This is a genomic window from Streptomyces sp. NPDC057280, assembly GCF_042668605.1.
GTDB lineage: Bacteria > Actinomycetota > Actinomycetes > Streptomycetales > Streptomycetaceae > Streptomyces.
In genome coordinates this window covers 1,151,522-1,177,187 of the sequence record NZ_JBHUYR010000002.1, presented here as the reverse complement: position 1 = coordinate 1,177,187, position 25,666 = coordinate 1,151,522, and the positions used below count along the sequence as shown (strand labels likewise).

Sequence of the window (25,666 nt, the reverse complement as noted above, 5' to 3'; positions counted from 1 at the left end):
GTGGAACCATCGTCCAGGTCCGGGGCGTTTCTCCGGGTGCACGGACATCGTGTGCACGCGCGCGTGGCCTGTTCCGGTGCCACGCGCGCGGGCGTGCTGATCACCGGGCCCGTCCCGCCCGTAATAAGGGGTCCGAGAGAAAGGCGGCTCCGTGGATCTGCTCGACATCGTGCTGGTGCTGGTCGTCCTGGCCTACGCGGCATCCGGCTACCGGCGCGGCCTCATGGCCGGCTGCGTCTCCTTCGCCGGGTTCGTCGGCGGCGCGGTCATCGGGGTGTGGGTGCTGCCCTGGATGATGGACCTGGTGACCCCGGGCAGTACGTCGGCGACGGTGACCGCGGTGCTGACGGTGCTGGTCCCGGCCGTGGTGGGGCATGAACTGGCGGGGCGGCTGGCGCTGCGGCTGCGCCGGGAGCTGGACAAGGGGCCGCTCCGGGTCGCCGACGGGATCGGCGGGGCCGCCGCCAACTCGGTGGCCGTGCTGATCGTGGCGTGGGTGGCGGCGAGCGTGCTGGGCGCGTCCTCGTCGGCGCTGCTCACGTCGTCGATCCGGGACTCGCGGCTGCTGGGCGCGGTGCAGGACGCGATGCCGGACACCACACCGGGCTGGTTCTCGCGGGCCACGTCCGCGCTGACCGAGGCGGGCTTCCCCCAGGTCTTCAACCCGTTCGAGAACGAGTCGACGGCCCGGGTCGCCAAGCCCACCGGCGACAGCGTCACCAAGGCCGCGACGACCGCCGCCAAGGTCAGCACCGTGAAGATCGAGGGCGCCTCCGGCACCCAGGGCCGCGAGGGCAGCGGCTTCGTGTACGCGCCGGAGCACGTGATGACGAACGCGCACGTGGTGGCGGGCATCGACCAGCCGAGCGTGCGGATCGGCGGGGTCGGCAGGTCGTACGAGGCACAGGTCGTGCTCTTCGATCCGGACAAGGACGTGGCCGTGCTGTACGTGCCGGGGCTGCAGGCGCCGGTGCTGAAGTTCGACGACAGCGCCTCGCGCGGGGACTCCGCGGTGGTCGCCGGTTATCCGCAGGACGGCGACCTCGACCTCCAGGCGGCCACGGTGGCGAACCGAGTCCAGGCGCACGGCCAGAACATCTACAACGACGCGAGCGTGACCCGCGAGATCTACTCGATCCGGTCCACCGTCCGGCCCGGCAACTCCGGCGGACCGCTGCTGACCACGGACGGCAAGGTGTACGGCGTGGTCTTCGCCCGGTCGACGTCGGACGACGAGACGGGGTACGTCCTCACCGCCGACGAGGTGGCCGCGGACGCCGAGCGCGCGGCGAACGCGACGGCGCCGGTGGACACGGGCGAGCTGATCACGTCGTGACGCGCCTTCCGCCACACGCGATGACGGCGCCCTCGTACGGGCCAATGCCATGGCCGGGCGCCCGCGCGGGCGTACCCCTGGGCCCATGACACTGCCCGTCTTCTTCCTGATCTCCCTGCTGGTGGCCGGGGCCGCGCTCTACGTCGTCGTCCGCCGACGCCGCGACGCCGCCGAGGCCGACCAGGTCAGGGACTGCTGAACCGGGTGCCGCTGAGCCTCAGAGGCTGCGGCCCATGAACACGTCGTCGACATACCCGCCGTCGATCAGGAACTCCTCCGGCAGCACCCCTTCGACGACGAAGCCCTCGGATTCGTAGAGCTTGCGAGCCGGGGTGTTGTGGCCCAGGACGCGGAGGGTGAGGCGGCGGGCGCCGCGGCGGCGGGCCTCCTCGGTGACCGCGCGGATCAGCGCCCGGCCGACGCCCCGGCCGCGGGCCTCCTCGGCGACGGCCAGGCCCTGGATCTGGCGGACGTGGGCGTTCGCGGCGAGCGGGGTGGGGAAGGCCAGGCGGACGTAGCCGACGACGCGGCCGTCGAGTACGGCGACCAGGTGGTCCTCGGGGCTGTTCCGCTCGTCGAAGAACGGCCCGTAGGGCGGCTGCGGTTCGGGCATCACCGCGTGCAGCGGCGACCAGGTCGCGCGGTCGAGACGCCCCAGCTCCTCTTCGTCGGCGGGCAGGGCTCGGCGTATGTACGGCTCGGACATGACGGTCAGCCTACGGGGGCGGGGCCGCCTCGCGGCGAGGGGTTTTTCGGGGGCCCCGGGCGCAGAATGGGCCGCATGCAGCCTTCCCGAATCGCGGTGGCCGGTGCGTCCGGTCTCATCGGCAGTGCTTTGGTGCGGTCCCTCACGGCGGACGGACATGAGGTGGTGCGGCTCGTGCGGCGGGAGCCGCGCGGGGAGGGCGAGGTGCGCTGGGATCCCGAGGCCGGGAAGGTGGACGCGGCCGGGCTCGCCGGGTGCGACGCCGTGGTCAATCTCGCGGGAGCCGGGGTCGGGGACCGGCGGTGGACGGAGGCGTACAAGGCGCGTATCCGGTCCAGCCGGGTGCAGGGCACGGCGGCGCTCGCGAAGGCCGTCGCCTCCCTCGACGTGCCGCCGCGGGTCTTCGTCAACGGCAGCGCGATGGGCTATTACGGCGAGACCGGCGACCGGGTCGTGGACGAGAGCGCGCCGCCCGGCGACGGTTTCCTGCCCGAGGTGTGCGTGGAGTGGGAGGGCGCCGCGGCTCCGGCCCAGGAGGCCGGCGTCCGGACGGTGTTCACCCGGACCGGGCTGGTGGTGGCGCGTGGCGGCGGGGCCTGGGGGCGGCTGTTCCCGTTGTTCCGGGCCGGGCTCGGGGGGCGGCTGGGCGACGGGCGGCAGTACTGGTCGTTCATCGCGCTGCACGACGAGGTGGCCGCGATCCGGTATCTCGTCGACACCGACGGGCTGTCCGGGCCGTTCAACCTCACCGCGCCGACCCCGCTGACCAACCGGGAGATCACCGAGGCGATGGGGCGCGTGCTGCACCGGCCGACGGTGTTCGCAGTGCCGGCGCCGGTGCTGCGGACGGTGCTCGGCGAGATGGCCGGGGACGTCCTCGGGAGTCAACGGGTGGTGCCCAAGCGGCTGTTGGAGGCGGGGTTCACCTTCGCGTTCCCGGAGATCGAGGGGGCCTTGAAGGCCGCGGTGTGACCGTATGCGACCGCCGTGCGACCGTGCCCTGTTCATGCGCGACTGTCCCTGACCGATCACGGCCTTAACCTCGAGCCGAACTCGGGTATCCCCGGAGCCAGTTGGGGGCATGACGTCTCCACCGGCCGCGCAACCTCGAGGAGGGGCACGTGCTTGAGCCCGCGTACCAGGCGGACGTCGTGATCGTGGGAGCCGGGGTCGCCGGGCTCTCCGCGGCACATCGGCTGACCAGCGCAGGAGTGACGACCGCAGTCCTGGAGGCCGCCCACGGTGTGGGGGGCCGTATGTCGACGGAGAAGGTCGACGGCTTCCGGCTCGACCGCATCGGGCAGCTGCTGTCCACGGCGTATCCCGAACTGCGCCTGACACCGGGGCTCGACGGGCTGGTGCTGCGGCCCTTCGCCCCCGGTGTCCTGCTGCACAGCGACGGACGCCACCATCGCGCGGGCGCCACCCCGGCGAACACCAGGAGCGCCCCCGGGAGCATCACGGGAGGCGCTGTACGGAGCACGAGGAGCGCGCGGGGCGCACTGCACGCCGTACGCGCCCTGGCGAGCGCCCCCCGCCCGGCGCCGCGCCCGACAGCGCTCCCCCGCGGCGGCACCGCCCCGCTGGGCACCGCCGTCGACCAGGCCCGCCTCGGCGCCGCGCTGGCCCGGATCGCGAACGCCCCCGTCGAACGCCTCCTCGCCCGCCCCGAACTCCCCGCCGCCCGGGGTCTCGCCGCCCGCGGTCTGCCCGCCCGCACGATCGACGGGTTCCTGCGGCCGCTGCTCGCCGCCCTGCTGTGCGACCCGGAGCTGACCACGTCCAGCCGCTGCGCGGACCTCGCGCTGCGCTCCTTCGCGGGCGGGCGGCTGTGTGTGCCGGAGGGCGGGGCGGAGGTCCTGCCGGAGCTGCTGGCACGCGCGCTGCCGCCGGGGACGGTGCACACCGGGGTCCGGGTCACCTCGGTCTCGACGAACACGGTGACCACCGCCGAACACGGCGAGTTCCGCTGCCGGGCGGTCCTCCTGGCGACCGACGCGCGCGCCGCCGCGGAGCTGCTGCCGGGGCTGCGCGTACCGGACTTCCACCAGGTGACGGTGGTCCATCACACCACCGACGAGCCGCCGGCGACCGGCGCCGCGCTGCTGCTGGACGCGGACCGCGGCGGCCCGGTGGCCCACACGGCGGTGGTCAGCCAGGTGGATCCGAGCCGCGCCCCCGCGGGCCGCGCCCTGATCTCCTCGACGGTCCTCGGCCCGCCCCCGCCGGACGTCGAGACCGCCGTACGCATGCACCTGGCCCGCCTCTACGGCATGTCGACGACCCGCTGGGAGACCCTCGCCGTCCATCACACCCCGGAGGCGGTACCGACCATGCGGGCCCCCCACGACCTGCGCCGGCCGGTACGCCTCCTGGCGGGCCTGTACGTCTGCGGCGACCACCGGGACACGAGCACGGTCCAGGGGGCGCTGCATTCGGCGCACCGGGCGACGACGGCGATCCTGACGGATCTCGGCGCACGGGGTTCGATGCACAGGGCGGACCCGCTCCCGGCAACACGGGCCGCCTAGACGCCGCAAAGGGGCGCGGGGAACTGCGCGACCAGCCACAACGAGCCCGCAGCCGACTACCCAAGCGCAGCCACCTTGTCCCGATACCCCCTCACCGGCGCGGCATCCTTGTACGGCTCCAGCCTCCGCTCGAAGTCCCTCACATACTCGATCGCCCGCACCGACCGCATCTCGGCGGCGGCATTCGCGGCCTCCGCCCCCAGCGCGCAGGCCTGATCGAGTTCACCGAGGCCAAGACGAGCGGAGGCAAGGACCACCCGGCAGAAAAGCCGACTACGGGCATAAGCAGGCGCCCGCAGCTGAAGCGAGCGCTCAGCGTGCTGCGCCGCCGCGCGGAACTGCTGGAGGTCGCGGTGCGCGTGCCCGAACTCGTCGGCGAGCTGCGCCTCGTCGAAGAAGCGGGCCCAGTAAGGGACTTCGTCACCGGGCCGGGCCGCCTCCAGAGCGCGCTCGGCACGGACGAGCGCGCCGGTGCAGTTGCGCACCTCGCCGAGCACGCCGTGCCCACGCGCCTCGACGGCGTGCAGCAGCGCCTGCACGACCGGCGGGGCGTTGGTCCCGAGTCCCTGCTGGGCGACCCGCGCCAGCTGCACCGCCTCGCGCCCGTGCCCGAGATAGACGGCCTGCCGGCTCATCGTGATCAGCACGTACGACCCGTACGCCCGGTCCCCCGCGGCCTGCGCGAGCCGCAGCGACTGCACGAAGTACCGCTGCGCGAGCCCGTGCGCCGCGATGTCGTACGACGTCCAGCCCGCGAGCCTGGTCAGATCGGCGGCGGCCGCGAACAGCCGGCGGCCGGTCTGCTCGCCGTAGGTGCCGCGCAGCATCGGCTCGCACTCGTGCTCCAGGTAGCGCACGAGGGCCTGGCGGGCGTGGCCGCCGCCGTACATGTTGTCGAGGGAGCGGAAGAGCTCGCCGACCGAGCGGAGCGCGGCGATGTCGCCGCCCGTGACCTTCTGGCCGGGGCCGCGTTCCGCGCCGCGCTGCCGGGGCACGGCGGGGCGGCCCTGGGCGGGGACGCGCGCCGGGGGTTCACCGCGGGCGACCTTGTCGTCGGCCCGGCCGATCAGCCAGTCGCGGCTGGGGACGACGAGGCCCGCCGGGGTGAAGGCGATCTTGCGCAGCTCGGCGTGGCTGCCGGAGTCCTTGCGCCACAGCCCGCTGACGATGTCGACGGCCTCCTCGGGGGTGGCCGCGAACTCCAGGCCCGCGTAGACCGGCGCGCAGGCGTCGAGACCGAGGTCCTGGGCGCTGAGGCGCCGACCGAGGCGGCGGGTGAAGACCTCGGCGATGAGGGCGGGGGTGGTGCCGCGGGGCTGCTGGCCGCGCAGCCACCGGGTGACCGATGTCTTGTCGTATCTCAGATCAAGCCCGTGTTCCAGACCGAGCTGGTCCACTCGACGGGCGAGTCCCGCGTTGGAGAACCCCGCTTCTGCGATGAGCGCGGCGAGCTGGCGGTTGGGAGTGCGCTGCGCGGGTCGTTCCGTCATCTGCGGTGGTGTCTCCTGCCCGGATTGCCGGTGAGCAGCCCTTTTGGCCTCTATAGGACGGCGTGAATGTAGCGGAGAGTGAGCAGACGATCGCACACTTCCACGTTCGTTCATCCGATCGTGTGAGGATTGACCGCACGGCTGACGCGCGACGGCGAGTCGTACAGTGGCGTAGGCACGTTTCGTGCCTTACGACAGCCGGTCGTGCTAGGGAGGCGCTTGCCGTGAGTGAGTTGCGGTTCGTCCGTATGGGGTTCGGCGCGGACGCCGTCGAGTACCAGGAGGCGTGGGACGAGCAGCGCCGGGTGCACGCGGCGCGGTTCGCGGACGAGGTCCCCGACACCGTCCTGCTGCTCGAACACCCGCCGGTCTACACGGCCGGCCGGCGCACGGCCGACAACGAACGCCCGCTCGACGGCACGCCGGTCGTCGACGTGGACCGCGGCGGCAAGATCACCTGGCACGGTCCCGGCCAGCTGGTGGGCTACCCGATCCAGAAACTGCCGCGTCCGGTGGACGTCGTGGCGCACGTACGACGTCTCGAGGAGGCCCTGATCCGCACCTGCGCGGAGTTCGGCCTGGAGACCAGCCGGGTAGAGGGGCGCAGCGGGGTGTGGGTGCTCGGCGACCCGGTCGAGCAGCGCCCCTCGCTCGGCGGCCTGTCGCTGGACTTCGACCCCCGGCTGACCGACGACGAGTTCGACCCGCGGATGAACGGGCCCGAGTACGCCCCGTCCAACGCCGGGCAGCGGCGCGAGGACCGCAAGATCGCGGCGATCGGCATCCGGGTCGCCAAGGGCGTCACGATGCATGGCTTCGCGCTGAACGTGAACCCCGACAACCGGTGGTTCGACCGGATCATCCCGTGCGGCATTCGCGACGCCGGCGTCGCTTCCCTGGCGAACGAGCTGGGCCGGGACGTGACGATCGACGAGGTGCTGCCGGTGGTGGAGCGACATCTGCGGGACGTGCTGGAGAACGCGGAGCTGAAGCCTCGCGAGATCGAACGGGCGACCGCCTGAGGGTGGGGAATGGCCCCCGGAGTCCTGAGGTTGGCCTCTGCTGTAGGGCCGTACAAAACACGGGCGTACCCTGGTGTACGCCGAAGAATCGAAGCTACAGGGAGCCGATGTGTCCGCAGTCACACCCGACGGACGCAAGATGCTGCGCCTGGAGGTCCGGAACGCCCAGACCCCCATCGAGCGCAAGCCCGAGTGGATCAAGACCCGGGCGAAAATGGGTCCCGAGTACACGGCCATGCAGAAGCTCGTGAAGAGCGAGGGGCTGCACACGGTCTGCCAGGAAGCCGGCTGTCCCAACATCTACGAGTGCTGGGAGGACCGCGAGGCGACCTTCCTCATCGGCGGCGACCAGTGCACCCGGCGCTGTGACTTCTGCCAGATCGACACCGGCAAGCCCGAGGCCCTCGACCGCGACGAGCCGCGCCGCGTCGGCGAGTCCGTGGTCACCATGGACCTGAACTACGCCACCATCACCGGCGTCGCCCGCGACGACCTGGAGGACGGCGGCGCCTGGCTGTACGCCGAGACCGTGCGCCAGATCCACCAGCAGACCGCGGAGCGCGAGGGCGGCCACACCAAGGTCGAGCTGCTCGCCCCCGACTTCAACGCCGTACCGGAGCTGCTGCGGGAGGTCTTCGAGTCGCGTCCCGAGGTCTTCGCGCACAACGTCGAGACGGTCCCGCGGATCTTCAAGCGCATCCGCCCCGGCTTCCGCTACGAGCGCTCCCTGAAGGTCATCACCGAGGCCCGCGACTTCGGCCTGGTCACCAAGTCCAACCTGATCCTCGGCATGGGCGAGACCCGCGAGGAGGTCAGCGAGGCGCTCCAGCAGCTGCACGACGCCGGCTGCGAGCTCGTCACCATCACGCAGTACCTGCGGCCCTCCGTGCGCCACCACCCCGTGGAGCGCTGGGTCAAGCCCCACGAGTTCGTGGAGCTGAAGGAGGAGGCCGAGCAGATCGGCTTCTCGGGTGTCATGTCGGGCCCGCTCGTCCGGTCCTCGTACCGGGCCGGCCGGCTCTACCAGATGGCCGTCGAGAAGCGTGGTTCGTTCGTCGCCTCGCAGGCCGTCTGAGCCGCACTGGAGAACAACTGGATGGCACGGAGTGCCACTCACTCCGTGTGAATCCGAGCACAAGCAACTACCGCACGGTAGTGGCCGATTGGCGCGGTCCTGGATGTCCCCGCAGATGGGGGCCTCATCAGGGCCGCGTCAGCGTTTTCGGGCCGCATATCAAGGCTTCATTGGTGTTTGACCGGTCGGTCACGCCCTGGTAACACCAATCAGTAACCCTGGTTGTACAGCCCGTGCACCACTCACCAGAGCCGCAATCCCTGAGGGGGGACCTCCATCATGCAGGCCGCGCCCGTACGCGCCACCGCCATCCCGTCGTTCACCGATGCACTCCGTGCCGTCGAGTCGCTGCTCATGAGCAGCGGCCAGCGCACCGCCCGCCGCAACGCCTGGACGTCCGTCCTGGAGGACCGCCGCCGCGCCAAGGACCGGGTCGAGGCCCAGCAGGTCCTGGAGAAGGCGCTCGCCTCCCGTCCGTGACGCCGACGGCTGTCGGGAGACTGCCGTCGTCGGCGCTCCCGGGGCCACGTAGACTTCGTGCCATGGCGAGAAGTGACAGCGCGGCGGATGCCGCAAACCCCGGGCGTCTGAAGCAGATCGCCCTGACGTACAAGATGACCCGCAGGGCCGACAAGAAGATCGGCCTGGTGCTCGCGGGCGTCTTCCTCCTCATCCTCGGTGTCTTTCTCGCGTTCGGTTTCCTGATCGGTCACCCGATCTACCTCGGCATCCTGGGCCTCCTGCTCGCCTTCCTCGGGACGGCGATCGTGTTCGGGCGCCGGGCCGAGCGGGCCGCGTTCGGGCAGATGGAGGGCCAGCCGGGCGCCGCCGCGGCCGTCCTCGACAACATCGGCCGGGGCTGGACGACGACCCCCGCGGTGGCGATGAACCGCAGCCAGGACGTGGTGCACCGGGCCGTCGGCAAGGCCGGCATCGTGCTCGTCGCGGAGGGCAACCCGAACCGGGTGAAGACCCTGCTGGCCGCCGAGAAGAAGAAGATGAACCGCATCGTCGCGGACGTGCCGGTGCACGACCTCATCGTGGGCACGGGCGAGGACCAGATCCCGCTCAAGAAGCTGCGCACCTCGATGCTCAAGCTGCCGCGCGTGCTGACCGGCCCCCAGGTGACCGCCACCAACGACCGGCTGCGGGCGATGGGCGACCTGATGAGCAACATGCCGCTCCCGAAGGGGCCCATGCCGAAGGGCATGAAGCTGCCGAAGGGCGGCCCGAAGGCGCGCTGATCGACGTCGTACGCGAAAGAGGGCGCCCGGATCACTCCGGGCGCCCTCTTCGTCGTAGAAGAAGCCGTAGAAGAACGGGAATCAGATCCGCACCTCGACCGTGCCCGCCAGCCGGTCGTGCAGGCCGCGGCCGTCGCGGTCCCAGATCAGGGCCGGGACCGCCAGGCACAGCAGGACGCAGCGCAGCAGGGCGCGCAGCGGCTTGACCTGGCCGGTGGTCACCTCGACGACCCGGAGGCCGAAGAGCCGCTTGCCCGGCGTGAAGCCGATGGTGCCGACGGTCAGGACGCTCATCACGAAGAAGACCAGGAGCGCCCAGTTCGAGGTCGCCGGGGTCTCGTAGCCCTGAGTGATCAATTGGGATGCAATCAACACGCTCATCCCCCAGTCCACGGCCAGGGCGCCCAGGCGCCGACCCGGCCGGGCGATGGAGCCCGGCCCCTCCTCGGGCAGCCCCAGCTGCTGACCGCGGTATCCGAAGTCCACACCGGCTTCCTCGGCGGCCGCACGGGGGCCGGAGAGCCACGATCCGATTGCTTCCCTCTTGTCCACGCGTCCACGGTACTGCCCGCGTTTCGGGATACGGACAGGTGGGGTGGATCGGAAGGCATCCGGTTAACTTGTGCGAAACAAATGGGTCACGCCTGAGAAATCACGCGTCCCTAGGGTCGGGCACAGCGTGTGCCACCGCACTGGCCGCACGAACGAACTACCACCCCGGCACGGAACCGTCGGGAGTAGGAGGAGCTGGATGTTCCAGAACGCCGACGAGGCCAAGAAGTTCATCGCGGACGAGGACGTCAAGTTCGTCGACGTCCGATTCTGCGACCTGCCGGGCGTCATGCAGCACTTCACGCTGCCCGTCGAGGCGTTCGACCCGGACGAGGAGCTCGCGTTCGACGGTTCGTCGATCCGCGGTTTCCAGGCCATCCACGAGTCCGACATGGCGCTGCGCGCGGACCTGTCGACCGCCCGGGTCGACCCCTTCCGCCGTGACAAGACGCTGAACATCAACTTCTTCATCCACGACCCGATCACGGGCGAGCAGTACTCCCGTGACCCGCGCAACGTGGCGAAGAAGGCCGAGGCCTACCTCGCGTCGACCGGCATCGCCGACACCGCGTACTTCGGTCCCGAGGCCGAGTTCTACGTCTTCGACAGCGTCCGTTTCGCCACCTCGGCGAACGAGAGCTTCTACCACATCGACTCCGAGGCCGGCGCCTGGAACACCGGTGCGGTCGAGAACAACCGTGGTTACAAGGTCCGCTACAAGGGCGGCTACTTCCCGACCCCGCCGGTCGACCACTTCGCCGACCTGCGCGCCGAGATCTCCCTCCAGCTCGCCGCCTCCGGCCTCCAGGTCGAGCGCCAGCACCACGAGGTGGGCACCGCCGGCCAGGCCGAGATCAACTACAAGTTCAACACGCTGCTCGCCGCGGCCGACGACCTCCAGCTCTTCAAGTACATCGTGAAGAACGTGGCCTGGAAGAACGGCAAGACCGCGACGTTCATGCCGAAGCCGATCTTCGGTGACAACGGCTCGGGCATGCACGTCCACCAGTCCCTGTGGGCCGGCGGCCAGCCCCTCTTCTACGACGAGGCCGGTTACGCGGGCCTGTCGGACACCGCCCGCTACTACATCGGCGGCATCCTCAAGCACGCCCCGTCGCTGCTCGCCTTCACCAACCCGACGGTGAACTCGTACCACCGTCTGGTGCCGGGCTTCGAGGCGCCGATCAACCTGGTGTACTCGCAGCGCAACCGCTCCGCGGCCATGCGTATCCCGATCACGGGCTCCAACCCGAAGGCCAAGCGCGTCGAGTTCCGTGCGCCCGACTCCTCCGGCAACCCGTACCTGGCGTTCTCGGCGCTGCTGCTCGCGGGCCTGGACGGCATCAAGAACAAGATCGAGCCGGCCGAGCCGATCGACAAGGACCTCTACGAGCTGGCTCCCGAGGAGCACGCGAGCGTGGCGCAGGTCCCGACCTCGCTCCCGGCCGTTCTCGACTCCCTCGAGCGCGACCACGAGTTCCTGCTCGCCGGTGACGTCTTCACGTCCGACCTGATCGAGACGTGGATCGACTTCAAGCGCGCGAACGAGATCGCTCCGCTGCAGCTGCGTCCGCACCCGCACGAGTTCGAGCTGTACTTCGACGTGTGATCGACGCGTAGTCCGTACGACGGCGCCCCCACCCCCGTTTTCCGGGGATGGGGGCGTCGTCGTATGGTTTCGGGCACTACTGTTCGAAGAAAGCTGACGGGGGTCACGGACATGTCCGAACGGGACGACGAGGAGCGGGAGTTCGACATCCGCTGGGCCGACGCCGCCGAGCTCAAGGAGCCCTCGGCGAGGGCCCGGATGCTGGCCGCCCGCTGGAAGGACAACCCCCCGGAGCCCCAGCCGTTCCGCGCCGACCCGGAGGGCGTCTCCCGCCCCCGCTCGGGCTGGGCCTCGGCGGCGCTCGTGTTCGGCATCGTGGCGGTCGTCATCGTGCTGCTGGGGTACAGCGGGTTCCGGGCGCCGTACTGAGCGCGGCGCTGAGCAGGTAAATCGCGCGCCCCTGCGCGGTTCGGTCGCTTACGCTCGCCGGACATGGAGGGGCAGGGGTGTGGAGATCGAGGACGGGATCGCGGCGGCGGTGCGGCTCGCGGAGGGGGCTTCCCTGCGGGAGGCGTTCGACACGACCGACCCGGCCGGCTGGACCGCGCTGGACGCCGGGGCACGGGCGCTGACCCGGGCGCCGGGCGAGCGCTTGGGGACGTCCGCGTGGGAGCGGACCGACAGCGGCCGGCTGCTCGTGAAGGTGCTGGGCCGGGAGCGGCGACTGCTGCCCCGGGGCGTCCGGCTCACCGAGTCGCAGCTGGCGCTCGGCCTGTGTCACCGGGACGGCCGGGTCCGGCAGTCCGCGCTGGAGCGGGTCGGCGAGCACCCGGCGCTGCTACCGCTGGTGGTCGTGCGCTGTGCCGACTGGGTTCCCCAGGTGCGTGAGCGTGCCCGGGAGCGGCTGGCGGAGCTGCTGGACGCCGCGGGCGCGGCCCGGCTGGCACCGCTGATCCTGCGCATGGGGCACCGCGGGCGGGGCGGCTTCGCCGCCGAACTGGCCACCGCGCTGCTGGGCGCCGCGCCCCGCGAGGTCCTCGACCCGCTGTGCCGGCACACCGACCGTGCCGTACGCCGCTACGCCCACCGTCTCGTCATCGGCAGCCGTCTGCTCTCCCCCGCCGAGCTCGCCCGTGCCGCCGCGCTCGACGACGACACCGTCGTACAGGATCTGTGCGCCGATGCCGCGCTGGCCGCCGTGGCGCAGGAGGGGGCGCGGGACGACGTACTGGAACCGCTGCTCGGCGCGCGCAATCCGCGGGCGCGGGCCGCCGGGGTCACCGCGTTGCGGCGGGCCGGGATGCCCGAGCGGGCCGCTGGGTTTCTCGGGGACCGGGCGGGGCGGGTGCGGGCCTGTGCGCGGTATGTAGTGCGGCAGTACGGGGGTGATCCGGCGGCCTGGTACCGGGAGCGGTGTGCCGGTGCGGAGGTGTCGCCGGGGGTCGTCAGCGGACTCGCGGAGTGCGGGGAGCGCGGGGACGCGGCCGTGTTGTGGGCGCTGACCTCGCACCCGGTGGCGGCGGTACGGGCGCGGGCCGTGGCGGGGCTGCGCAGTCTGGACGTGACGGACGTGGCGCGGTTCACGGCGCTGCTCGACGATCCCGACGCCGGGGTGGTGCGCGAGGCGACGAGGGAGCTGGTGCTCTCGGCGCGGTCGTTGGACGACGAGTGGCTGCTGGGGCGGCTCGAGCCGGGACGATCTCGGGCGGTGCGGGTCTCCGCCTTCCGGCTGCTTCACGAGCACAGCGGTCTCGCACGGCTGCGGGCCGCGGTCGCGCTCATCGACGACCCGGACGACACACTGCGGCACGCGGCCCGGCAGGCCGTGCAGCGCTGGCACCCGACCGAGGACGTGCCCCACGGGGTGGTCGAGGTGGGTGAGCTGCTGGACCGGAGTCGGGAGCTGTTCAGTGACCACGTGCTGAAGCGGCGCAAGTGGGAAGCGGGGCTTCCGGCTTGAGCCTTTGCCCGTCCCAGGGCTGATCGCGACCGCTTCATGGTGGGGCCGGGTGCACACTGGGAGTCGGGACGAGTGCCTGACTGCGGGGTGATGCAGATGCAGAGCCGCTTCCGGAGCGACCGGCGCCTGACCGTGCGGATGACGGTCACGCTGTTCCTGCTCGGGCTGTTGTACGTCGTCTTCGTGGGCGCGCTGATCGTCCTGCTGAAGTCCTGGGTGCTGGTCGTGGTCGTGATCGCCGCGATGCTCGGGGCGCAGTACTGGTTCTCCGACCGGGTCGCGCTGTTCGCGATGCGGGGCCGGGTCGTGGAGCGGGAGGAGTATCCCGAGCTGCACGGGGTCGTCGACCGGCTGTGCGCCATCGCGGACATGCCCAAGCCCGTCGTCGCCGTCTCTCACATGGACATGCCCAACGCGTTCGCCACCGGGCGCAACCCCGAGCACGCCGTGGTGTGCGTGACGGACGGGCTGCTGCGACGGCTGGAGAAGGACGAGCTGGAGGGTGTCCTCGCGCACGAGCTGTCGCATGTGGCGCACAAGGACGTCGCCGTGATCACGGTTGCCTCGTTCCTGGGGGTCATCGCCGGGCTCATCGTCCGGTTCGCGTTCTACTCGCAGGTCTTCGGCGGGCGGAAGGACCAGAACACCGCCGTGATCTTCGCCGCCGTCATGGGCGTCTCGGCGGCCGTGTACGCGCTGAGCTTCCTGCTCATCAGGGCCCTGTCCCGGTACCGGGAGCTGGCCGCCGACCGGGCCGCGGCGCAGCTGACGGGGCGGCCCTCGGCCCTCGCCTCCGCGCTGACCAAGGTGTCCGGGGACATCGCCCGGATCCCGACCAAGGACCTGCGGACCGCGCAGGCCTTCAACGCCTTCTACTTCACCCCGGCCACCGGCAAGGAGCCCGGCATCGAGCGGTACTTCTCCACCCACCCGACCCTGGAACAGCGCCTCGATCAACTGGGGCGGATCTCCGCCGAGTTGGGCGAGGCGGCCCGCCCGGGGAAGCCGGAGTAACGGATGGGGCTGCTGGACATCCTGCTCGGGCGCACCAAGCCGGTCGCGCCCGATCTCGACCGGCTCTTCGCCCTGCCGTCGGCGGCCGTGACGTTGGAGGCCGCGGTGGGGTTCACCCCGTCCGGGAGCGGTGCGGTGTGCTTCGCGACCGTCGAGGGCGCGGCGTTCGAGCAGACGCACCGCGAGGTGCAGGCGCTGCTGGACGCGGACACCGACCGCGAGGGCCCTCCGGTCGAGCTGCGGCGGGACGACTACGGCTACTCCTGGCTGGTGTCACAGCGCGCGCCCGACCAGCTGCATCTGCTGGTCAACGATCTGCACGCGGTGAACTCCTCGATGGAGGTCAACGGCTTCGGCCCGCAGCTGCTGTGCTCGCTCGCGGGCTTCCGGGACGACGCGGGCCGCACGCTCGCGCTGGTCTACCTCTACAAGCGCGGCACGTTCTACCCGTTCGCGCCGCTGCCCGACGGCGGGCAGCGGCGCGACAACGCGCTGGAGCTGCGGGTGAAGGCCGCGCTCGCGGACGATCTACGGCTCGAACAGGATCTGAGCCGCTGGTTCCCGGTGTGGGGCGCCCCCGGTCTGTGACCTCACCGACCAGGGGTTACCCGTACGGGTCTCACTTGCTCTTCTCGCGCTCCTGACGGCGGGACTCGAAGGGGCGCTCGCGACGGTAGCGGCGCTCCCACTTGGCCTGCTTGTCCCGGCGGTCGCGGTAGGCGCGGTAGTCGCTGGGCATCATCCCGCCGCCGGACGACGAGCCGCCGCCCCGGGACGAGGTGGCGGACGTCCCGCGCCCGTACTGCATGTACAGGAACAGCACGGCGACGGCGGCGAGCCAGTAGAGGTGGTTCCCGAATCCTAAGACGACCAGAACTGCGGTCCCGGCCATGACGATGGTGCCCATCGGTGGCCTCCGTGTGCGTGGGTGGGTGTGCAGCAGAGTAGTGCCGAACGCGCAGAGTGACGCCCGCCCTGCGGAAAGCAGAGGTGACGGCTCCGCAACGGGTGTCCAGCGTAGGGAGTCCGTAACTCGGCGTGCATCTCCTTTTCCCGCGGCCCGGAGTCGGCCGACGGGGCAGCGGGTGATCGAATGAGGGCATGCTCTCCTCCTTCACCCTCGGTCATGACGGCGAACGGCTCAACGGGGTACAGCGCGGCGGTGGTCCGGGGCGGGCCACCGCCGTCGTACTGCACGGGGCCGGAAACGGCAGCACGGAGCGGCTGACGCCGGTGCTGGAGGAGTTCGCCGGCCGGGGCTGCGGTGTGCTCGCCCTGGACTTCTCCGGGCATGGTGAAAGCAGCGGCGAGCTGGGCGAGTTGAGCCTGCGCCGCCGCTTCGAGCAGGCCGCCGCGGTGATCGACGCGCGCGTCCCGGCCGACGGTCCGCTGATCCTGGCCGGGTTCAGCATGAGCGGGCAGACGGTCGCGGATCTTCTGCGGCACTACGGGCGGCGGGTGTCGGCGCTCGGCCTGTGCTCGCCCGCGGTGTACGCGGCCGAGGCGTGGGACGTGCCCTTCGGGGACGGCGACGGGCGGTTCAGCGAGATCATCCGTACCCCGGACAGCTGGCGCGGGGCACCCGCGCTCGACACGCTGCGGGCGTACGAGGGCCGGGCGGTGCTGGCGGTGCCGCGGCACGATCCGGTGATCCCGGCCGCGGTGACCGAGGCCGTGCAGGACGCGCTGGCCGCGCGGTCGCGGTTCACCCGCCTCGAATTCCCGGACGCCGGACACCGGTTGGGGGTCTGGTTCCACGATCACCCGGACGACCTGCGGAAGTTCGCCGACGCGCTGCTGGTCGACGGCTGGACCGCGACCCGCGCCTGGCTGGCCGAGCAGCTCCCCGAGGGCCGCAGGGTCGCCGCGACCCGTTTCCTGGCGGGCGGTTGGAGCTCGCAGATGCGCGGACTCACCCTCGACGACGGCACCGAGCTGGTGCTGCGGTCCTTCGTGAAGCCCTTCTTCCGCCACCACGCACCCGGGCTCCTCGCGCGCGAGGCGGCGATCCTCACGCTGCTCGCCGGAGCGGACGGCGTCCCGGCGCCCGGACTGCTCGCCGTGGACGCCACCGCCGAACTCGCCGATCATCCCAGCCTGTTGATGACCCGGCTGCCCGGCCGGGTGCGGGTGGACGAGGAGGATGAGGAGGATCTCGTACGACGCCTCGACCTGCTGGCGGGACAACTCGCCCGTGTCCATGCGGTCGTACCGGAGGAACGGCCGCGGGCGTATCAGGCGTGGACGTCCCCCGAGCGGGTGCGGGTACCGGAGGGCGCGATGTGGGAGCGGGCCGTGGATGTCATCCGGCGCGAGCCGCCGGCGTACGAAGGGGTCTTCCTGCACCGGGACTTCCACCCGGGGAACGTGCTCTTCGCCGAGGGCCGGATCAGCGGGGTCGTCGACTGGGTGGAGACCTCGTGGGGGCCGGCCGACCTGGACGTGGCGCACTGCTCGACGGCGCTCGCGCTGCTGCACGGGCCGGAGCACGGGCTGGCGTTCCGGGAGCGGTACGAGGCGCGGGGCGGGCGGCAACTCGCCGACGGGGCCGACCACTTGTACTGGCGGCTGCTCGACGCCCTCGGTTACGCCCCCGACGCCGCGAAGCTGGCGGGGCCGTGGCGCGAGCTGGGGCGGAGCGATCTGACGCCGGAGGTGCTGGGCGGGCGACTGGAGGCTTATGTGGGCGGGTTGCTGGAGCGGTACGCCTGAGAAGCATCCCGCACGGCCCGGCCGGCCCCCCTGCGTCAACCGATCCGCGGCTCCCCCGGAGCATCCGCGCCGCCACGGCCTGCGCTGGGAAACCGCCGTGAACGCGTGCGCCCGGCTCCCGTCGGTGGACGGGCCGCCGAGACCGCGGTCACACCTCCGGTGCCGCCGTCACCACGCCCGCGGCGATCGCGGCGCCCAGGGTGGTGTGGTCCGTGGTGGTCTGGACGGCGTAGGAGCGGGCGAACTCGGCGATCGCGTGGTCGAAGGTGTCCCCGCCGCCCAGGTAGGCGGCGATGGCGATGCGGTCGCCGGAACGCGCGTGGGCGCGGGCCAGGGCGGTGCCGCACAGGCGGGCGTACGTGGTGAGCTCCGCGGGGCTCATCCCGGCGACCTCCGCCGAACCCTTCATGTCGCGCAGCTGCCGCCAGTAGTAGGCGCGCCCCTGCGGTCCGCTCATCCAGCCCAGGAAGATGTCGCTCGCGGCCTGGAGCAGTCGCTGGCCGGCGACGACCCGGTGCCCGGGGTGGTCGTACGGGCCGCTCGGCAGATGCTCCTCCAGTACGGACTTCCGGGCCTCCTTGATCTGGAGGAACAGCGGGTCGTCCGCGTCCCGGCCGGCGAGCAGCACGATGAAGCAGCGGGTGCCGACGCTGCCGACGCCGACGACCTTGCGGGCGGCGTCGACGAAGCGGTAGCGGTCCAGGAGGAGACGGCGTTCCTCGGAGAGGGTGGAGCGGTAGTCGCTGAAGATCTTGCGCAGGGCGGCCGTGTCGGGGACGCCGGCCGGTTCGAGGAGCGGTGGGTCCTGGATGATCCGGCGGCGCCCGTCGACGACCTCGGTCAGCTTGCCGAGGGCCTGGAGGCTGGTGCGGCGGCGGGCCCGGGTGAGGGTCGACTGGGCGCGGCGGCGGTGGCGGGTGGAGCGGACGAGCGGGAGCAGGGTGTCGGCGTCCAGGCGCTCGTACCAGACCTCGAGTTCCCCGAGCCGGGAGAGCCGGCGCATCGACGTGCGGTACGCGGCGGTCGCCTCCACGGCCGCCCGGTGTGCCTTGGCCTCGCTGTGGCCGTTCTCGCGGGCGGCCACGACGACGCTCGCGGCGAGGCGTTTGACGTCCCATTCGAAGGGACCGGGGAACGTCTCGTCGAAGTCGTTGAGGTCGAAGAGGAGGGTGCGTTCCGGGGAGGCGTAGAGGCCGAAGTTGAGGAGGTGGGCGTCGCCGCAGAGCTGCACGGTGAGGCCGGTGTGGGGCTGGGACGCGAGGTCGGCGGCCATCACGGCGGCGGCGCCGCGCAGGAAGGCGAACGGGGAGGCCGACATCCTGCCGTATCTGATCGGCAGGAGTTCCGGGAGGCGGTCCCGGCCCTGCCGTTCCAGGACGGCGACGGGGTCGGGGCGGTCGAGGGAGGGGTTCCAGGTGGCGTGGGCGGAGCGGGGGACGCGTTTGCGGGCGGATCGTCCTTGGGCCGCGCGGTCGCCGGGGCCGGCGGAGGTTCCGGCCACGCCGGGGGCGCCCGGGGCTCCGGGGGTGCCGGGGGCGCTCATCCGCCGTGCCTCTGCATCGCGCCTCCCGATTTCGCCGTGCCGGCTGGTCCCTGGTGTCGGACACCTCCTGATCGCAGGGAAGCGTGCGAGGGGGGCGGGCGCATGTGGAGTACGGCGATCGGGTGACGGGGGTGGGGAGTGACGTCGGCGGCAAGGCGGCCGGGGTCGGTTGTCAGTGGGGTTCGGCAGGATGGGGGCGTCGGTGGTGTGCGGGCGGAGGGCAGGTCGGATGCGGTACATCGGGGTGGCGGAGCGGCGGGAGCGGCTGGGCGTGCGGCACCGGCTGACGGAGGGTGCGCGAGCAGGGCGGCCCGAGGAGGTCGCCGAGGCTCTCGTCGCACTGCACGGCACCGATCCGGCGACCGTGTACCTGGCCGTCGGGGCCCGGCTGGCGGACGCCGGCAAGACCGTCGAGGAGACCGGGCGCGCGCTGTACGAGGACCGGACCCTGGTGCGGATGCACGGCATGCGGCACACGGTGTTCGTGTTCCCCGCGGAGCTGACCGCGGTCGTGCACGCCTCCACCGGACTGGTCGTGGCGGGGCGTGAGCGGGCCTCTCTGGTCAAGGACATGGCCCGGGCGGGGGCGCCGGACGCCGTCTGGCTGGCGGACGTCGAGGCGGCCACGCTGGCCGCGCTGGAGCGGCGCGGACAGGCGACCGCGGCCGAACTCGCCCAGGACGAGCCGCGGTTGCGGGAGCAGTTCGTGTACGCCGCCGGGAAGAGCTACGAGGGTGTCCACACCGTCTCGACCCGGCTGCTGAGGGTGCTGGGGGTGGAGGGGAAGGTCGTGCGGGGGCGGCCGCTGGGGTCCTGGACCTCGAGCCAGTTCCGGTGGGCGGCCGCTCCCCCGCATCCCGAACTCGACGTGGCCGAGGCCCAGGCGTCCCTGCTCCGGCACTGGCTCACGGCGTGCGGACCGGCCACGGAGGACGACCTCAGGTGGTGGACCGGCTGGAAGGTGACGGACGTCCGGCGGGCGCTGGCGGCGACCGGTGCGGAGGCCGTGGCGCTCGACGAGGGCACCGGGTATGTGGCGCAGGGGGACGCCGAGCCCGTGGAGGGGGGCGACCGGCCCTGGGCCGCTCTGCTGCCCGCTCTCGATCCGACCGCCATGGGCTGGCAGCAGCGGGACTGGTTCCTCGCGCCCGGTCTGCGGCCCCTGCTGTTCGACAGGAGCGGCAATGTCGGACCCACCGTGTGGTGGGACGGCCGGGTGGTGGGCGGCTGGGCCCAGCGGCCCGACGGCGAGATCGTCTGGCGGCTGCTGGACGAGGACGGGGTCGGGCGGGAGGCGAAGGCGGCCATCGCCGCGGAGGCGGAGCGGCTGCGCGGGTGGGTGGGGGCGACCCGGGTGACACCCCGCTTCCGGACGCCGCTGGAGCGGGAGTTGGCGGGGTAGGGCCGCGGGCGCGGCGGGGCCGGGAGCGGCGGGTGCCGGGTGCCGTGCGGGACACGGCACCCGGCACCCCACGGCTCACCGCGCGTAACGCATCAGCGCCCGCACCATGTGGCACGTCGTGTCCGACGGCGGGTGTACGCCGATCATCTCCGCCGTGCTCCGTATCTTCTCGTTGCGCGCCTGGTTCGGCAGGTAGACGCCCGAGTCGAGCAGGGCGATGGCGAGCCGCATCGCCTTCAGGCGGCGGTTGTGCGTGATGTACCACTCGCGTGGCCGTCCCGGCGGCAGCGGGCGCTTCTCCACGGGGGTGTACGGCAGGTCGAGCAACACCGGGTGCTGGACGGTCGACTGGGTGGGCAACGGCTTCAGAGCGGCAGCGGGCACAGGCATCCTCCTGTCGCGGTGAGGGGGTCGGAAACGGGGGGTTCGGCAGCCCCCCAACACCCTCGAACACTTCTTCTAGTGTACCGCCCGGCACTGACAAAAGGCCCTGGCCACAGGGGCTTTCAGGGGACCTCAGGGGTACCTTTGACCCCATGGAGATCTGGATCAACCCGGCCTGTTCCAAGTGCCGCAGCGCGCTCAGCCTGCTCGACGCCGAGGGGGCCGACTACACCGTCCGCCGCTATCTGGAGGACGTGCCGAGCGAGGACGAGATCAGGGCCGTGCTCGACCGGCTCGGCCTCGAGCCGTGGGACATCACCCGCACCCAGGAGGCCGTCGCCAAGGAGCTCGGGCTCAAGGAGTGGGCCCGGGACGAGACTTCACGGGACCGGTGGGTCAAGGCGCTCGCCGAGCACCCCAAGCTGATCCAGCGGCCGATCATCACGGCGGACGACGGCACGGCGGTGGTCGCCCGCAGCGAGGAGGCCGTCCGGGACGCCTTGTCCCGGTAGGTAACCGCTTGTCCGGCGGCGGGAGTTCAGGGCCTTCGCGCTGTTACCCTCCGCCGCCATGACCTTCGGTGATCAAGGAATGCCGTACGCGGCCCACGGAGCCCCGGACCCGTACACCCAGTGGGTGATCGAACAGGAGCGGATACGCCGGCGCCGGCGCACCCGGCGGGCGGTGGCCGCGGGGACGGGTTTCGTGCTGGTCGCGGCGATCACCGCGGGCGCCGTGCTGTACACGGACGGCGGCGGGGACGGCGCGGCGGCCGCCGCCTCGTCCTCGACCGCCCCGTCCGCCATCGCGCCGTCCCCGGCCGTACCGTCCGTCGCGGTCTCCCTCCCCTCCGACGCCCCGTCCGCTCTGCCCTCGTTGCTCTCCCGGCCGATCATCCGCCCGGAGCAGGCCTTCCCGGCGAAGAGCGTGCGCCTGTCCGACGGTTCCCGGTACGAGCGGGTCGACCTGGCCACCACCTCCGACTGCGCCGAGGGCATGGCACCGGAGCTGGCCGCACTCATCGAGCAGGGCCAGGGGTGCGAGCGGCTGACCGCCGCGCTGTTCACCGACTCCGACCGGCGCTCGCAGGTGACGGTGACCGTGCTGAGCTTCCGGCGCGTCGAGGACGCCTCGTCGGTGTTCGCGATGGCCTCGATGGACCCGGTGACCTATCAGGTCGTGTCGCTCGATCCGCCGCCTGGGGCCGGGCTGCCGACGGTGCCGCCCGGCTCGGCCGGGGTGTTCCGGCGGCTGATGACCGTGCGGTCCGTCGTGTTCGCTAACGGGCAGTGGGGCGACGGCTCGGAGCAGGACGAGGCCACGCTCACCGAGCAGACCGAGGACCTTCTCCGGTACGCCGACGACAACGTCGTCGCGTACGAGGACCCGGACTCGGTGTGACGTACGTTACTTCGGTGACTCCTGTAACTGCTGAGTAACCTCGTTCGGTATCTCGTACATAGCGGCGTACGCTCCCCTACCTCTTCAGGAGGCGCGCATGTCGCGTAGGAGAACTCTCAGTACAGGCAAGAAGATCGCGCTGTTCGTGGGCGCGGCGTCGGTGGCGGGCGGTGGGGCCTTCGTCATGGCGAGCACGTCGAGTGCCTCCCAGGCGCAGCAACCGCAGACCAAGGCGGCCGACTCGGGCGTCTGCCAGGGGCTCGCCACCGCCCTCGGCAACAACCAGAAGTTCATCGACGGCCAACGGGCCAATCCGGACGCGCAGTCGGCGGCCCGGATCGCCAACCGGGAAGCGGTCATCGAGCAGATCAAGGTGCAGCAGAAGGCGTCCGGGTGCGCCGTTGGGGAGTCGGCTCAGGGCTCCCAGGCGGCGCAGCCGGCGGCTCCGGCCGCACCGAGCGCGGCGCCCAGTGCCGCCGCGAGCGCACCGGCCGCTTCCGCGGGAAACACCGGAAACGGCGGTGCCGCCGCCTCCGGGCAGCAGGTCTGCAAGGGCTCCACCGTCACCCTCTCCGGTGAGGGCGGTGCGCCCGCCGCGTCCAGCAACCAGTTCCCGGCGGGGACGACGCTGAAGGTCACCAACCTGGACAACAACAAGTCCACGACGGTGAAGGTCACTTCGGTCTCGGGCAGCTGTGCCCTGCTGAACAACGCCGCCTTCGAGCAGGTCCGCGAACCGGGCAAGTTCCTGATCCGGCGCGCCGTGATCGAGAAGGTGGGGTGAGGTTCAACGACGTAGGAACTCCGTGAGGCGGCGGCCCAGTTCGGCGGGTGCCGACTGCGGCAGCGCGTGATGCGAGACACCGGGAACCACCACCGTCTCGACGCGCGGCAGCAGTTCACCCGCCCCGGCCGTCACCTTGTACGTGTCATGCGTCCTGCTGTTCGCGGCCACGAGCAGCAGGACCGGCATGTCCAGCCCGCGCAGGGCGTCGACGGACGGGCGCGGGCCGGTCACCGGCTTCGCGACGGAGGGGAAGCCGGCGGCCGCCTCCTGGAGGCGGAGCCAGTCGGGGTCGAGCGGCACTCCCCCGGTCTCCCACTTCAGGAAGGCCCGGACGCGGTGGGGCGCGGGCCGCAGCAGCATCGGCAGGGCGTGCAGCAGATACGCCGGGCGGTATCCGGCGAAGCACTGGGTGGGGTCCAGCAGGAACAGGCTGCGCACCCGCGCCGGTTCACGCACGCGCGCGTGCAGGGCGTGGTGCAGGGCGACGAAGGCGCCGTACGAGTGCCCGCCCAGGTCCGTCTCCTCGATGCCGAGGCCGTCGAGGACCGCGTCCAGCCATGCCGCCAGGTCGGCGACCGTACGGGGGTGACGGTCGGCGGCCGGGACGCTGCGGCCCGCGTCGCCGATCAGGTCGACGGCGTGGACGCGGTGGCCGCGGGCCAGCTCGGCGGCCTGGGCGTACCAGGACGCGGAGGTCGCGCCCCCGCCGGGCAGCAGCACGAGCGGGGGCGCGTCGGCCGGTCCGCACACCGTGACGTGGGTCGTGCCGAAGGGCGTGGGGACCCGGACCGCCTCCCGGTCCGCGGGCCACTTGGCCATGACCTTGTCGTAGGCCGCCTGGAAAGCGCCGTCGTCGTACGTGCTCATCGAGCCCTCCCCTATTATCTCGTTGAGCGAGATGTTCGACGAACGAGACAATAGCCGAGGAGTGGCATGAGCGGCACGAGCGGCATGACACCTACGGGGGCCGAGATGGAGATCGTCCATCTGCTGCGCGCGGCCACCGTCGAACTCGGCCTGCACAGCGCCCGGTTCGCGCAGCGCCATGCCATGCATCCGACGGATGTGCGGGCCCTGATCGCCCTCATGGACGCCGGACGCGCGCGTGAGGAGATGACGGCGGGGCGGCTCGGGGCGGCGCTCGGCCTGAACTCGGCGGGCACCACCGCGCTGGTCGACCGGCTGGAGCGGGCGGGGCATGTCCGGCGGGTGCGCGGGGAGCGGGACCGGCGCCGGGTCGTGATCGAGGTGAGCGAGGCGGCGGTCGAGCTCGGGTGGGCCTTCTTCGGGCCGCTGATCGACCGGACCGTGGGGCTGCTGGCGACATACGACGAGCGGGAGAAGGCCGCGATCCGGGGGTTCCTCAGCGGGGTGCGGGAGGCGGCCGCCGAGGAGGACTGAGGGACGGACCGGGGGGCGGACCGGGGGGCGGACCGGGGGGGCCGGACTGAGGGACCGGCTGAAGGGCGGACCGAGAGGACGGACTGAGGGACCGGCTGAAGGGCGGACCGAGAGGACGGACTGAGGGACCGGCTGAGGGGTGGACCGAGAGGACGGACTGAGGGACCGGCTGAGGGGTGGACAGAAGGACCGGCTGAGGGTCGGCCCGAGGGACGGACCGAGCCGCCAACCCCATCGCATACGAGCCGGAGCCACCGGCTGCGCGGCCTGCTTGCGGGGCCGGTCTCCGGTCGCCGCTGCCCCTCACCGCGTGAATCTCGCCACAGAACGAGCAGGTAACACGGGGTTCACATTCGAGCAATGGCCGGGAAATCGCCTGTTGACAGGCTCGCGCACATCAAGCGCGGCGTTTCAGTGCCGCAGCGCCGCAGCACCCTGCAGCACCCGCAAGTGCGCCTAGAGACCCACCCCCGAAGGATGTGGCCCGTGACCTTCAAGGCTGAGTACATCTGGATCGACGGCACCGAGCCGACGGCCAAGCTCCGTTCCAAGACGAAGATCCTGGCGGACGACGCCAAGGGCGCGGAGCTGCCGATCTGGGGCTTCGACGGGTCGTCCACGAACCAGGCCGAGGGGCACTCCTCGGACCGTGTGCTCAAGCCGGTCTTCTCCTGCCCGGACCCGATCCGCGGCGGCGACGACATCCTGGTCCTGTGTGAGGTCCTCGACATCGACTTCACGCCGCACTCCTCCAACACCCGTGCCGCGCTGGCCGAGGTCGCCGAGAAGTTCGCCTCCCAGGCGCCGATCTTCGGCATCGAGCAGGAGTACACCTTCTTCAAGGACGGCTACCCGCTCGGCTTCCCGAAGGGCGGCTACCCGGCCCCGCAGGGCGGCTACTACTGCGGTGTCGGCGCCGACGAGATCTTCGGCCGTGACGTCGTCGAGGCGCACCTGGAGAACTGCCTGAAGGCCGGTCTCGGCATCTCCGGCATCAACGCCGAGGTCATGCCCGGCCAGTGGGAGTTCCAGGTCGGCCCGCTGTCCCCGCTCGAGGTCTCGGACCACCTGTGGGTGGCCCGCTGGCTGCTCTACCGCACCGCCGAGGACTTCGGCATCTCCGCGACCCTGGACCCGAAGCCGGTCAAGGGCGACTGGAACGGCGCCGGCGCGCACACCAACTTCTCCACCAAGGCGATGCGCGAGGGCTACGACGCGATCATCACCGCGTGCGAGTCGCTCGGTGAGGGCTCCAAGCCGCTGGACCACGTCAAGAACTACGGCGCCGGCATCGACGACCGCCTGACCGGTCTGCACGAGACCGCCCCGTGGAACGAGTACTCCTACGGTGTCTCCAACCGTGGCGCCTCGGTCCGTATCCCGTGGCAGGTCGAGAAGGACGGCAAGGGCTACATCGAGGACCGCCGCCCGAACGCCAACGTCGACCCGTACGTCGTGACCCGCCTGATCGTCGACACCTGCTGCACCGCCCTGGAGAAGGCCGGCCAGATCTGATCCCCGCAGCAGCTTCCCGAGGGGCGCCCACCGACCGCGGTG

General features: G+C 71.8%; 26 protein-coding genes. 19 read left to right on the top strand and 7 right to left on the bottom strand.

The features are described 5' to 3' along the window. The first annotated feature begins 151 nt into the window (after positions 1–151). Positions 152–1,336: a MarP family serine protease gene (locus ACFUO4_RS15860; protein ID WP_079311917.1), complete on the top strand. Its 1,185-nt coding sequence runs from the start codon at positions 152–154 to the stop codon at positions 1,334–1,336. Positions 1,337–1,553: 217 nt separating this feature from the next. Here ACFUO4_RS15860 and ACFUO4_RS15855 read toward each other — a convergent pair whose 3' ends face one another. Next, the gene (locus tag ACFUO4_RS15855; RefSeq protein ID WP_383484651.1) at positions 1,554–2,042 is read right to left on the bottom strand and encodes a GNAT family N-acetyltransferase; all 489 of its coding nucleotides are present in this window, start codon (positions 2,040–2,042) and stop codon (positions 1,554–1,556) included. Positions 2,043–2,117: 75 nt separating this feature from the next. Between ACFUO4_RS15855 and ACFUO4_RS15850 the strand changes: the two genes are divergently transcribed. Next, positions 2,118–3,014 carry a TIGR01777 family oxidoreductase gene (locus tag ACFUO4_RS15850; protein ID WP_179143565.1) on the top strand — a complete coding sequence of 299 codons (897 nt, stop codon included), beginning with the start codon at positions 2,118–2,120 and terminating at the stop codon, positions 3,012–3,014. A gap of 149 nt (positions 3,015–3,163) precedes the next feature. Beyond that, positions 3,164–4,573: an NAD(P)/FAD-dependent oxidoreductase gene (locus ACFUO4_RS15845; protein WP_383484648.1), complete on the top strand. Its 1,410-nt coding sequence runs from the start codon at positions 3,164–3,166 to the stop codon at positions 4,571–4,573. Between the two features lie 56 nt (positions 4,574–4,629). On the opposite strand, the gene ACFUO4_RS15840 is transcribed toward ACFUO4_RS15845, so the two are convergent. Next, on the bottom strand, positions 4,630–6,063 hold the full coding sequence (locus tag ACFUO4_RS15840) for a regulator (RefSeq protein WP_079312880.1): 1,434 nt from the start codon (positions 6,061–6,063) through the stop codon (positions 4,630–4,632). A 224-nt stretch (positions 6,064–6,287) separates the two neighbouring features. Here ACFUO4_RS15840 and lipB point away from each other — a divergent pair, with 224 nt between their 5' ends. From lipB to ACFUO4_RS15820, 4 genes are all read left to right on the top strand, one after another. Beyond that, on the top strand, positions 6,288–7,085 hold the full coding sequence (lipB, locus tag ACFUO4_RS15835; RefSeq protein ID WP_079312878.1) for a lipoyl(octanoyl) transferase LipB: 798 nt from the start codon (positions 6,288–6,290) through the stop codon (positions 7,083–7,085). 109 nt (positions 7,086–7,194) lie between these two features. After that, entirely contained in the window at positions 7,195–8,160 is a 966-nt protein-coding gene (gene lipA, locus ACFUO4_RS15830; RefSeq protein ID WP_079312876.1) for a lipoyl synthase, read from the top strand. A gap of 279 nt (positions 8,161–8,439) precedes the next feature. Next, positions 8,440–8,640: a hypothetical protein gene (locus ACFUO4_RS15825; protein ID WP_079312874.1), complete on the top strand. Its 201-nt coding sequence runs from the start codon at positions 8,440–8,442 to the stop codon at positions 8,638–8,640. 62 nt (positions 8,641–8,702) lie between these two features. Beyond that, positions 8,703–9,404, top strand: a complete 702-nt coding sequence (locus ACFUO4_RS15820) for a DUF4191 domain-containing protein (protein ID WP_079312872.1) — start codon at positions 8,703–8,705, stop codon at positions 9,402–9,404. 81 nt (positions 9,405–9,485) lie between these two features. On the opposite strand, the gene ACFUO4_RS15815 is transcribed toward ACFUO4_RS15820, so the two are convergent. Then, positions 9,486–9,956, bottom strand: a complete 471-nt coding sequence (locus ACFUO4_RS15815; protein WP_383484642.1) for an RDD family protein — start codon at positions 9,954–9,956, stop codon at positions 9,486–9,488. Between the two features lie 199 nt (positions 9,957–10,155). Between ACFUO4_RS15815 and glnA the strand changes: the two genes are divergently transcribed. From glnA to ACFUO4_RS15790, 5 genes are all read left to right on the top strand, one after another. Next, positions 10,156–11,565 (top strand): type I glutamate--ammonia ligase, encoded by a 1,410-nt coding sequence (glnA, locus tag ACFUO4_RS15810; protein ID WP_059191344.1) that lies wholly within the window; start codon positions 10,156–10,158, stop codon positions 11,563–11,565. A gap of 111 nt (positions 11,566–11,676) precedes the next feature. After that, positions 11,677–11,934 carry a hypothetical protein gene (locus ACFUO4_RS15805; RefSeq protein ID WP_383484639.1) on the top strand — a complete coding sequence of 86 codons (258 nt, stop codon included), beginning with the start codon at positions 11,677–11,679 and terminating at the stop codon, positions 11,932–11,934. Positions 11,935–12,019: 85 nt separating this feature from the next. Continuing rightward, a complete protein-coding gene (locus ACFUO4_RS15800) occupies positions 12,020–13,465 on the top strand; it encodes a hypothetical protein (protein WP_383485723.1) in 1,446 nt (481 codons plus the stop codon). 90 nt (positions 13,466–13,555) lie between these two features. Continuing rightward, positions 13,556–14,479 (top strand): zinc metalloprotease HtpX, encoded by a 924-nt coding sequence (gene htpX, locus ACFUO4_RS15795; RefSeq protein ID WP_383484636.1) that lies wholly within the window; start codon positions 13,556–13,558, stop codon positions 14,477–14,479. A 3-nt stretch (positions 14,480–14,482) separates the two neighbouring features. Then, positions 14,483–15,067, top strand: coding sequence for a hypothetical protein (locus tag ACFUO4_RS15790; protein WP_383484633.1), 585 nt, complete (start codon positions 14,483–14,485; stop codon positions 15,065–15,067). Between the two features lie 31 nt (positions 15,068–15,098). Here the strand turns inward: ACFUO4_RS15790 and ACFUO4_RS15785 are convergent, their stop codons facing one another. Then, entirely contained in the window at positions 15,099–15,386 is a 288-nt protein-coding gene (locus tag ACFUO4_RS15785; protein ID WP_383484630.1) for a hypothetical protein, read from the bottom strand. Positions 15,387–15,580: 194 nt separating this feature from the next. On the opposite strand from ACFUO4_RS15785, the gene ACFUO4_RS15780 reads away from it, so the two are divergent. Continuing rightward, entirely contained in the window at positions 15,581–17,191 is a 1,611-nt protein-coding gene (locus ACFUO4_RS15780; RefSeq protein WP_383484627.1) for an alpha/beta fold hydrolase, read from the top strand. Between the two features lie 148 nt (positions 17,192–17,339). Here ACFUO4_RS15780 and ACFUO4_RS15775 read toward each other — a convergent pair whose 3' ends face one another. Next, positions 17,340–18,734: a DUF2252 domain-containing protein gene (locus tag ACFUO4_RS15775; protein WP_383484624.1), complete on the bottom strand. Its 1,395-nt coding sequence runs from the start codon at positions 18,732–18,734 to the stop codon at positions 17,340–17,342. Positions 18,735–18,963: 229 nt separating this feature from the next. Here ACFUO4_RS15775 and ACFUO4_RS15770 point away from each other — a divergent pair, with 229 nt between their 5' ends. Then, positions 18,964–20,136: a winged helix DNA-binding domain-containing protein gene (locus ACFUO4_RS15770; protein WP_383484622.1), complete on the top strand. Its 1,173-nt coding sequence runs from the start codon at positions 18,964–18,966 to the stop codon at positions 20,134–20,136. A 75-nt stretch (positions 20,137–20,211) separates the two neighbouring features. On the opposite strand, the gene ACFUO4_RS15765 is transcribed toward ACFUO4_RS15770, so the two are convergent. Then, positions 20,212–20,520, bottom strand: a complete 309-nt coding sequence (locus ACFUO4_RS15765) for a hypothetical protein (RefSeq protein ID WP_383484619.1) — start codon at positions 20,518–20,520, stop codon at positions 20,212–20,214. Between the two features lie 152 nt (positions 20,521–20,672). Here ACFUO4_RS15765 and ACFUO4_RS15760 point away from each other — a divergent pair, with 152 nt between their 5' ends. The 3 genes from ACFUO4_RS15760 (at position 20,673) to ACFUO4_RS15750 (ending at position 22,705) form a co-directional block, all read left to right on the top strand. After that, entirely contained in the window at positions 20,673–21,032 is a 360-nt protein-coding gene (locus ACFUO4_RS15760) for an arsenate reductase family protein (protein ID WP_383484616.1), read from the top strand. A gap of 58 nt (positions 21,033–21,090) precedes the next feature. Further along, a complete protein-coding gene (locus tag ACFUO4_RS15755; RefSeq protein WP_383484613.1) occupies positions 21,091–21,921 on the top strand; it encodes a hypothetical protein in 831 nt (276 codons plus the stop codon). A 97-nt stretch (positions 21,922–22,018) separates the two neighbouring features. Next, positions 22,019–22,705, top strand: coding sequence for a hypothetical protein (locus ACFUO4_RS15750; protein WP_383484610.1), 687 nt, complete (start codon positions 22,019–22,021; stop codon positions 22,703–22,705). 3 nt (positions 22,706–22,708) lie between these two features. Here ACFUO4_RS15750 and ACFUO4_RS15745 read toward each other — a convergent pair whose 3' ends face one another. Further along, complete coding sequence (locus tag ACFUO4_RS15745) at positions 22,709–23,575, bottom strand: alpha/beta fold hydrolase (RefSeq protein WP_383484607.1); 867 nt, start codon at positions 23,573–23,575, stop codon at positions 22,709–22,711. 66 nt (positions 23,576–23,641) lie between these two features. Between ACFUO4_RS15745 and ACFUO4_RS15740 the strand changes: the two genes are divergently transcribed. Both ACFUO4_RS15740 and glnII read left to right on the top strand, forming a co-directional pair. Then, positions 23,642–24,109: a MarR family transcriptional regulator gene (locus ACFUO4_RS15740; RefSeq protein ID WP_383484604.1), complete on the top strand. Its 468-nt coding sequence runs from the start codon at positions 23,642–23,644 to the stop codon at positions 24,107–24,109. 486 nt (positions 24,110–24,595) lie between these two features. Beyond that, a complete protein-coding gene (glnII, locus tag ACFUO4_RS15735; RefSeq protein WP_079306544.1) occupies positions 24,596–25,624 on the top strand; it encodes a glutamine synthetase in 1,029 nt (342 codons plus the stop codon). Positions 25,625–25,666 lie beyond the last annotated feature (42 nt).

Bases quoted from the DNA above. Each gene is read 5' to 3' on its own strand.
- ACFUO4_RS15775 (WP_383484624.1), bottom strand. From the start codon at position 18,734: ATGAGCGCCCCCGGCACCCCCGGAGCCCCGGGCGCCCCCGGCGTGGCC.
- ACFUO4_RS15790 (WP_383484633.1), top strand. From the start codon at position 14,483: ATGGGGCTGCTGGACATCCTGCTCGGGCGCACCAAGCCGGTCGCGCCC.
- ACFUO4_RS15785 (WP_383484630.1), bottom strand. From the start codon at position 15,386: ATGGGCACCATCGTCATGGCCGGGACCGCAGTTCTGGTCGTCTTAGGA.
- ACFUO4_RS15740 (WP_383484604.1), top strand. From the start codon at position 23,642: ATGAGCGGCACGAGCGGCATGACACCTACGGGGGCCGAGATGGAGATC.
- ACFUO4_RS15805 (WP_383484639.1), top strand. From the start codon at position 11,677: ATGTCCGAACGGGACGACGAGGAGCGGGAGTTCGACATCCGCTGGGCC.
- ACFUO4_RS15850 (WP_179143565.1), top strand. From the start codon at position 2,118: ATGCAGCCTTCCCGAATCGCGGTGGCCGGTGCGTCCGGTCTCATCGGC.
- ACFUO4_RS15840 (WP_079312880.1), bottom strand. From the start codon at position 6,063: ATGACGGAACGACCCGCGCAGCGCACTCCCAACCGCCAGCTCGCCGCG.
- htpX (WP_383484636.1), top strand. From the start codon at position 13,556: ATGCAGATGCAGAGCCGCTTCCGGAGCGACCGGCGCCTGACCGTGCGG.
- ACFUO4_RS15750 (WP_383484610.1), top strand. From the start codon at position 22,019: ATGTCGCGTAGGAGAACTCTCAGTACAGGCAAGAAGATCGCGCTGTTC.
- ACFUO4_RS15755 (WP_383484613.1), top strand. From the start codon at position 21,091: ATGACCTTCGGTGATCAAGGAATGCCGTACGCGGCCCACGGAGCCCCG.
- glnA (WP_059191344.1), top strand. From the start codon at position 10,156: ATGTTCCAGAACGCCGACGAGGCCAAGAAGTTCATCGCGGACGAGGAC.
- ACFUO4_RS15855 (WP_383484651.1), bottom strand. From the start codon at position 2,042: ATGTCCGAGCCGTACATACGCCGAGCCCTGCCCGCCGACGAAGAGGAG.
- ACFUO4_RS15745 (WP_383484607.1), bottom strand. From the start codon at position 23,575: ATGAGCACGTACGACGACGGCGCTTTCCAGGCGGCCTACGACAAGGTC.
- ACFUO4_RS15780 (WP_383484627.1), top strand. From the start codon at position 15,581: ATGCTCTCCTCCTTCACCCTCGGTCATGACGGCGAACGGCTCAACGGG.
- ACFUO4_RS15825 (WP_079312874.1), top strand. From the start codon at position 8,440: ATGCAGGCCGCGCCCGTACGCGCCACCGCCATCCCGTCGTTCACCGAT.
- ACFUO4_RS15820 (WP_079312872.1), top strand. From the start codon at position 8,703: ATGGCGAGAAGTGACAGCGCGGCGGATGCCGCAAACCCCGGGCGTCTG.
- ACFUO4_RS15760 (WP_383484616.1), top strand. From the start codon at position 20,673: ATGGAGATCTGGATCAACCCGGCCTGTTCCAAGTGCCGCAGCGCGCTC.
- ACFUO4_RS15770 (WP_383484622.1), top strand. From the start codon at position 18,964: ATGCGGTACATCGGGGTGGCGGAGCGGCGGGAGCGGCTGGGCGTGCGG.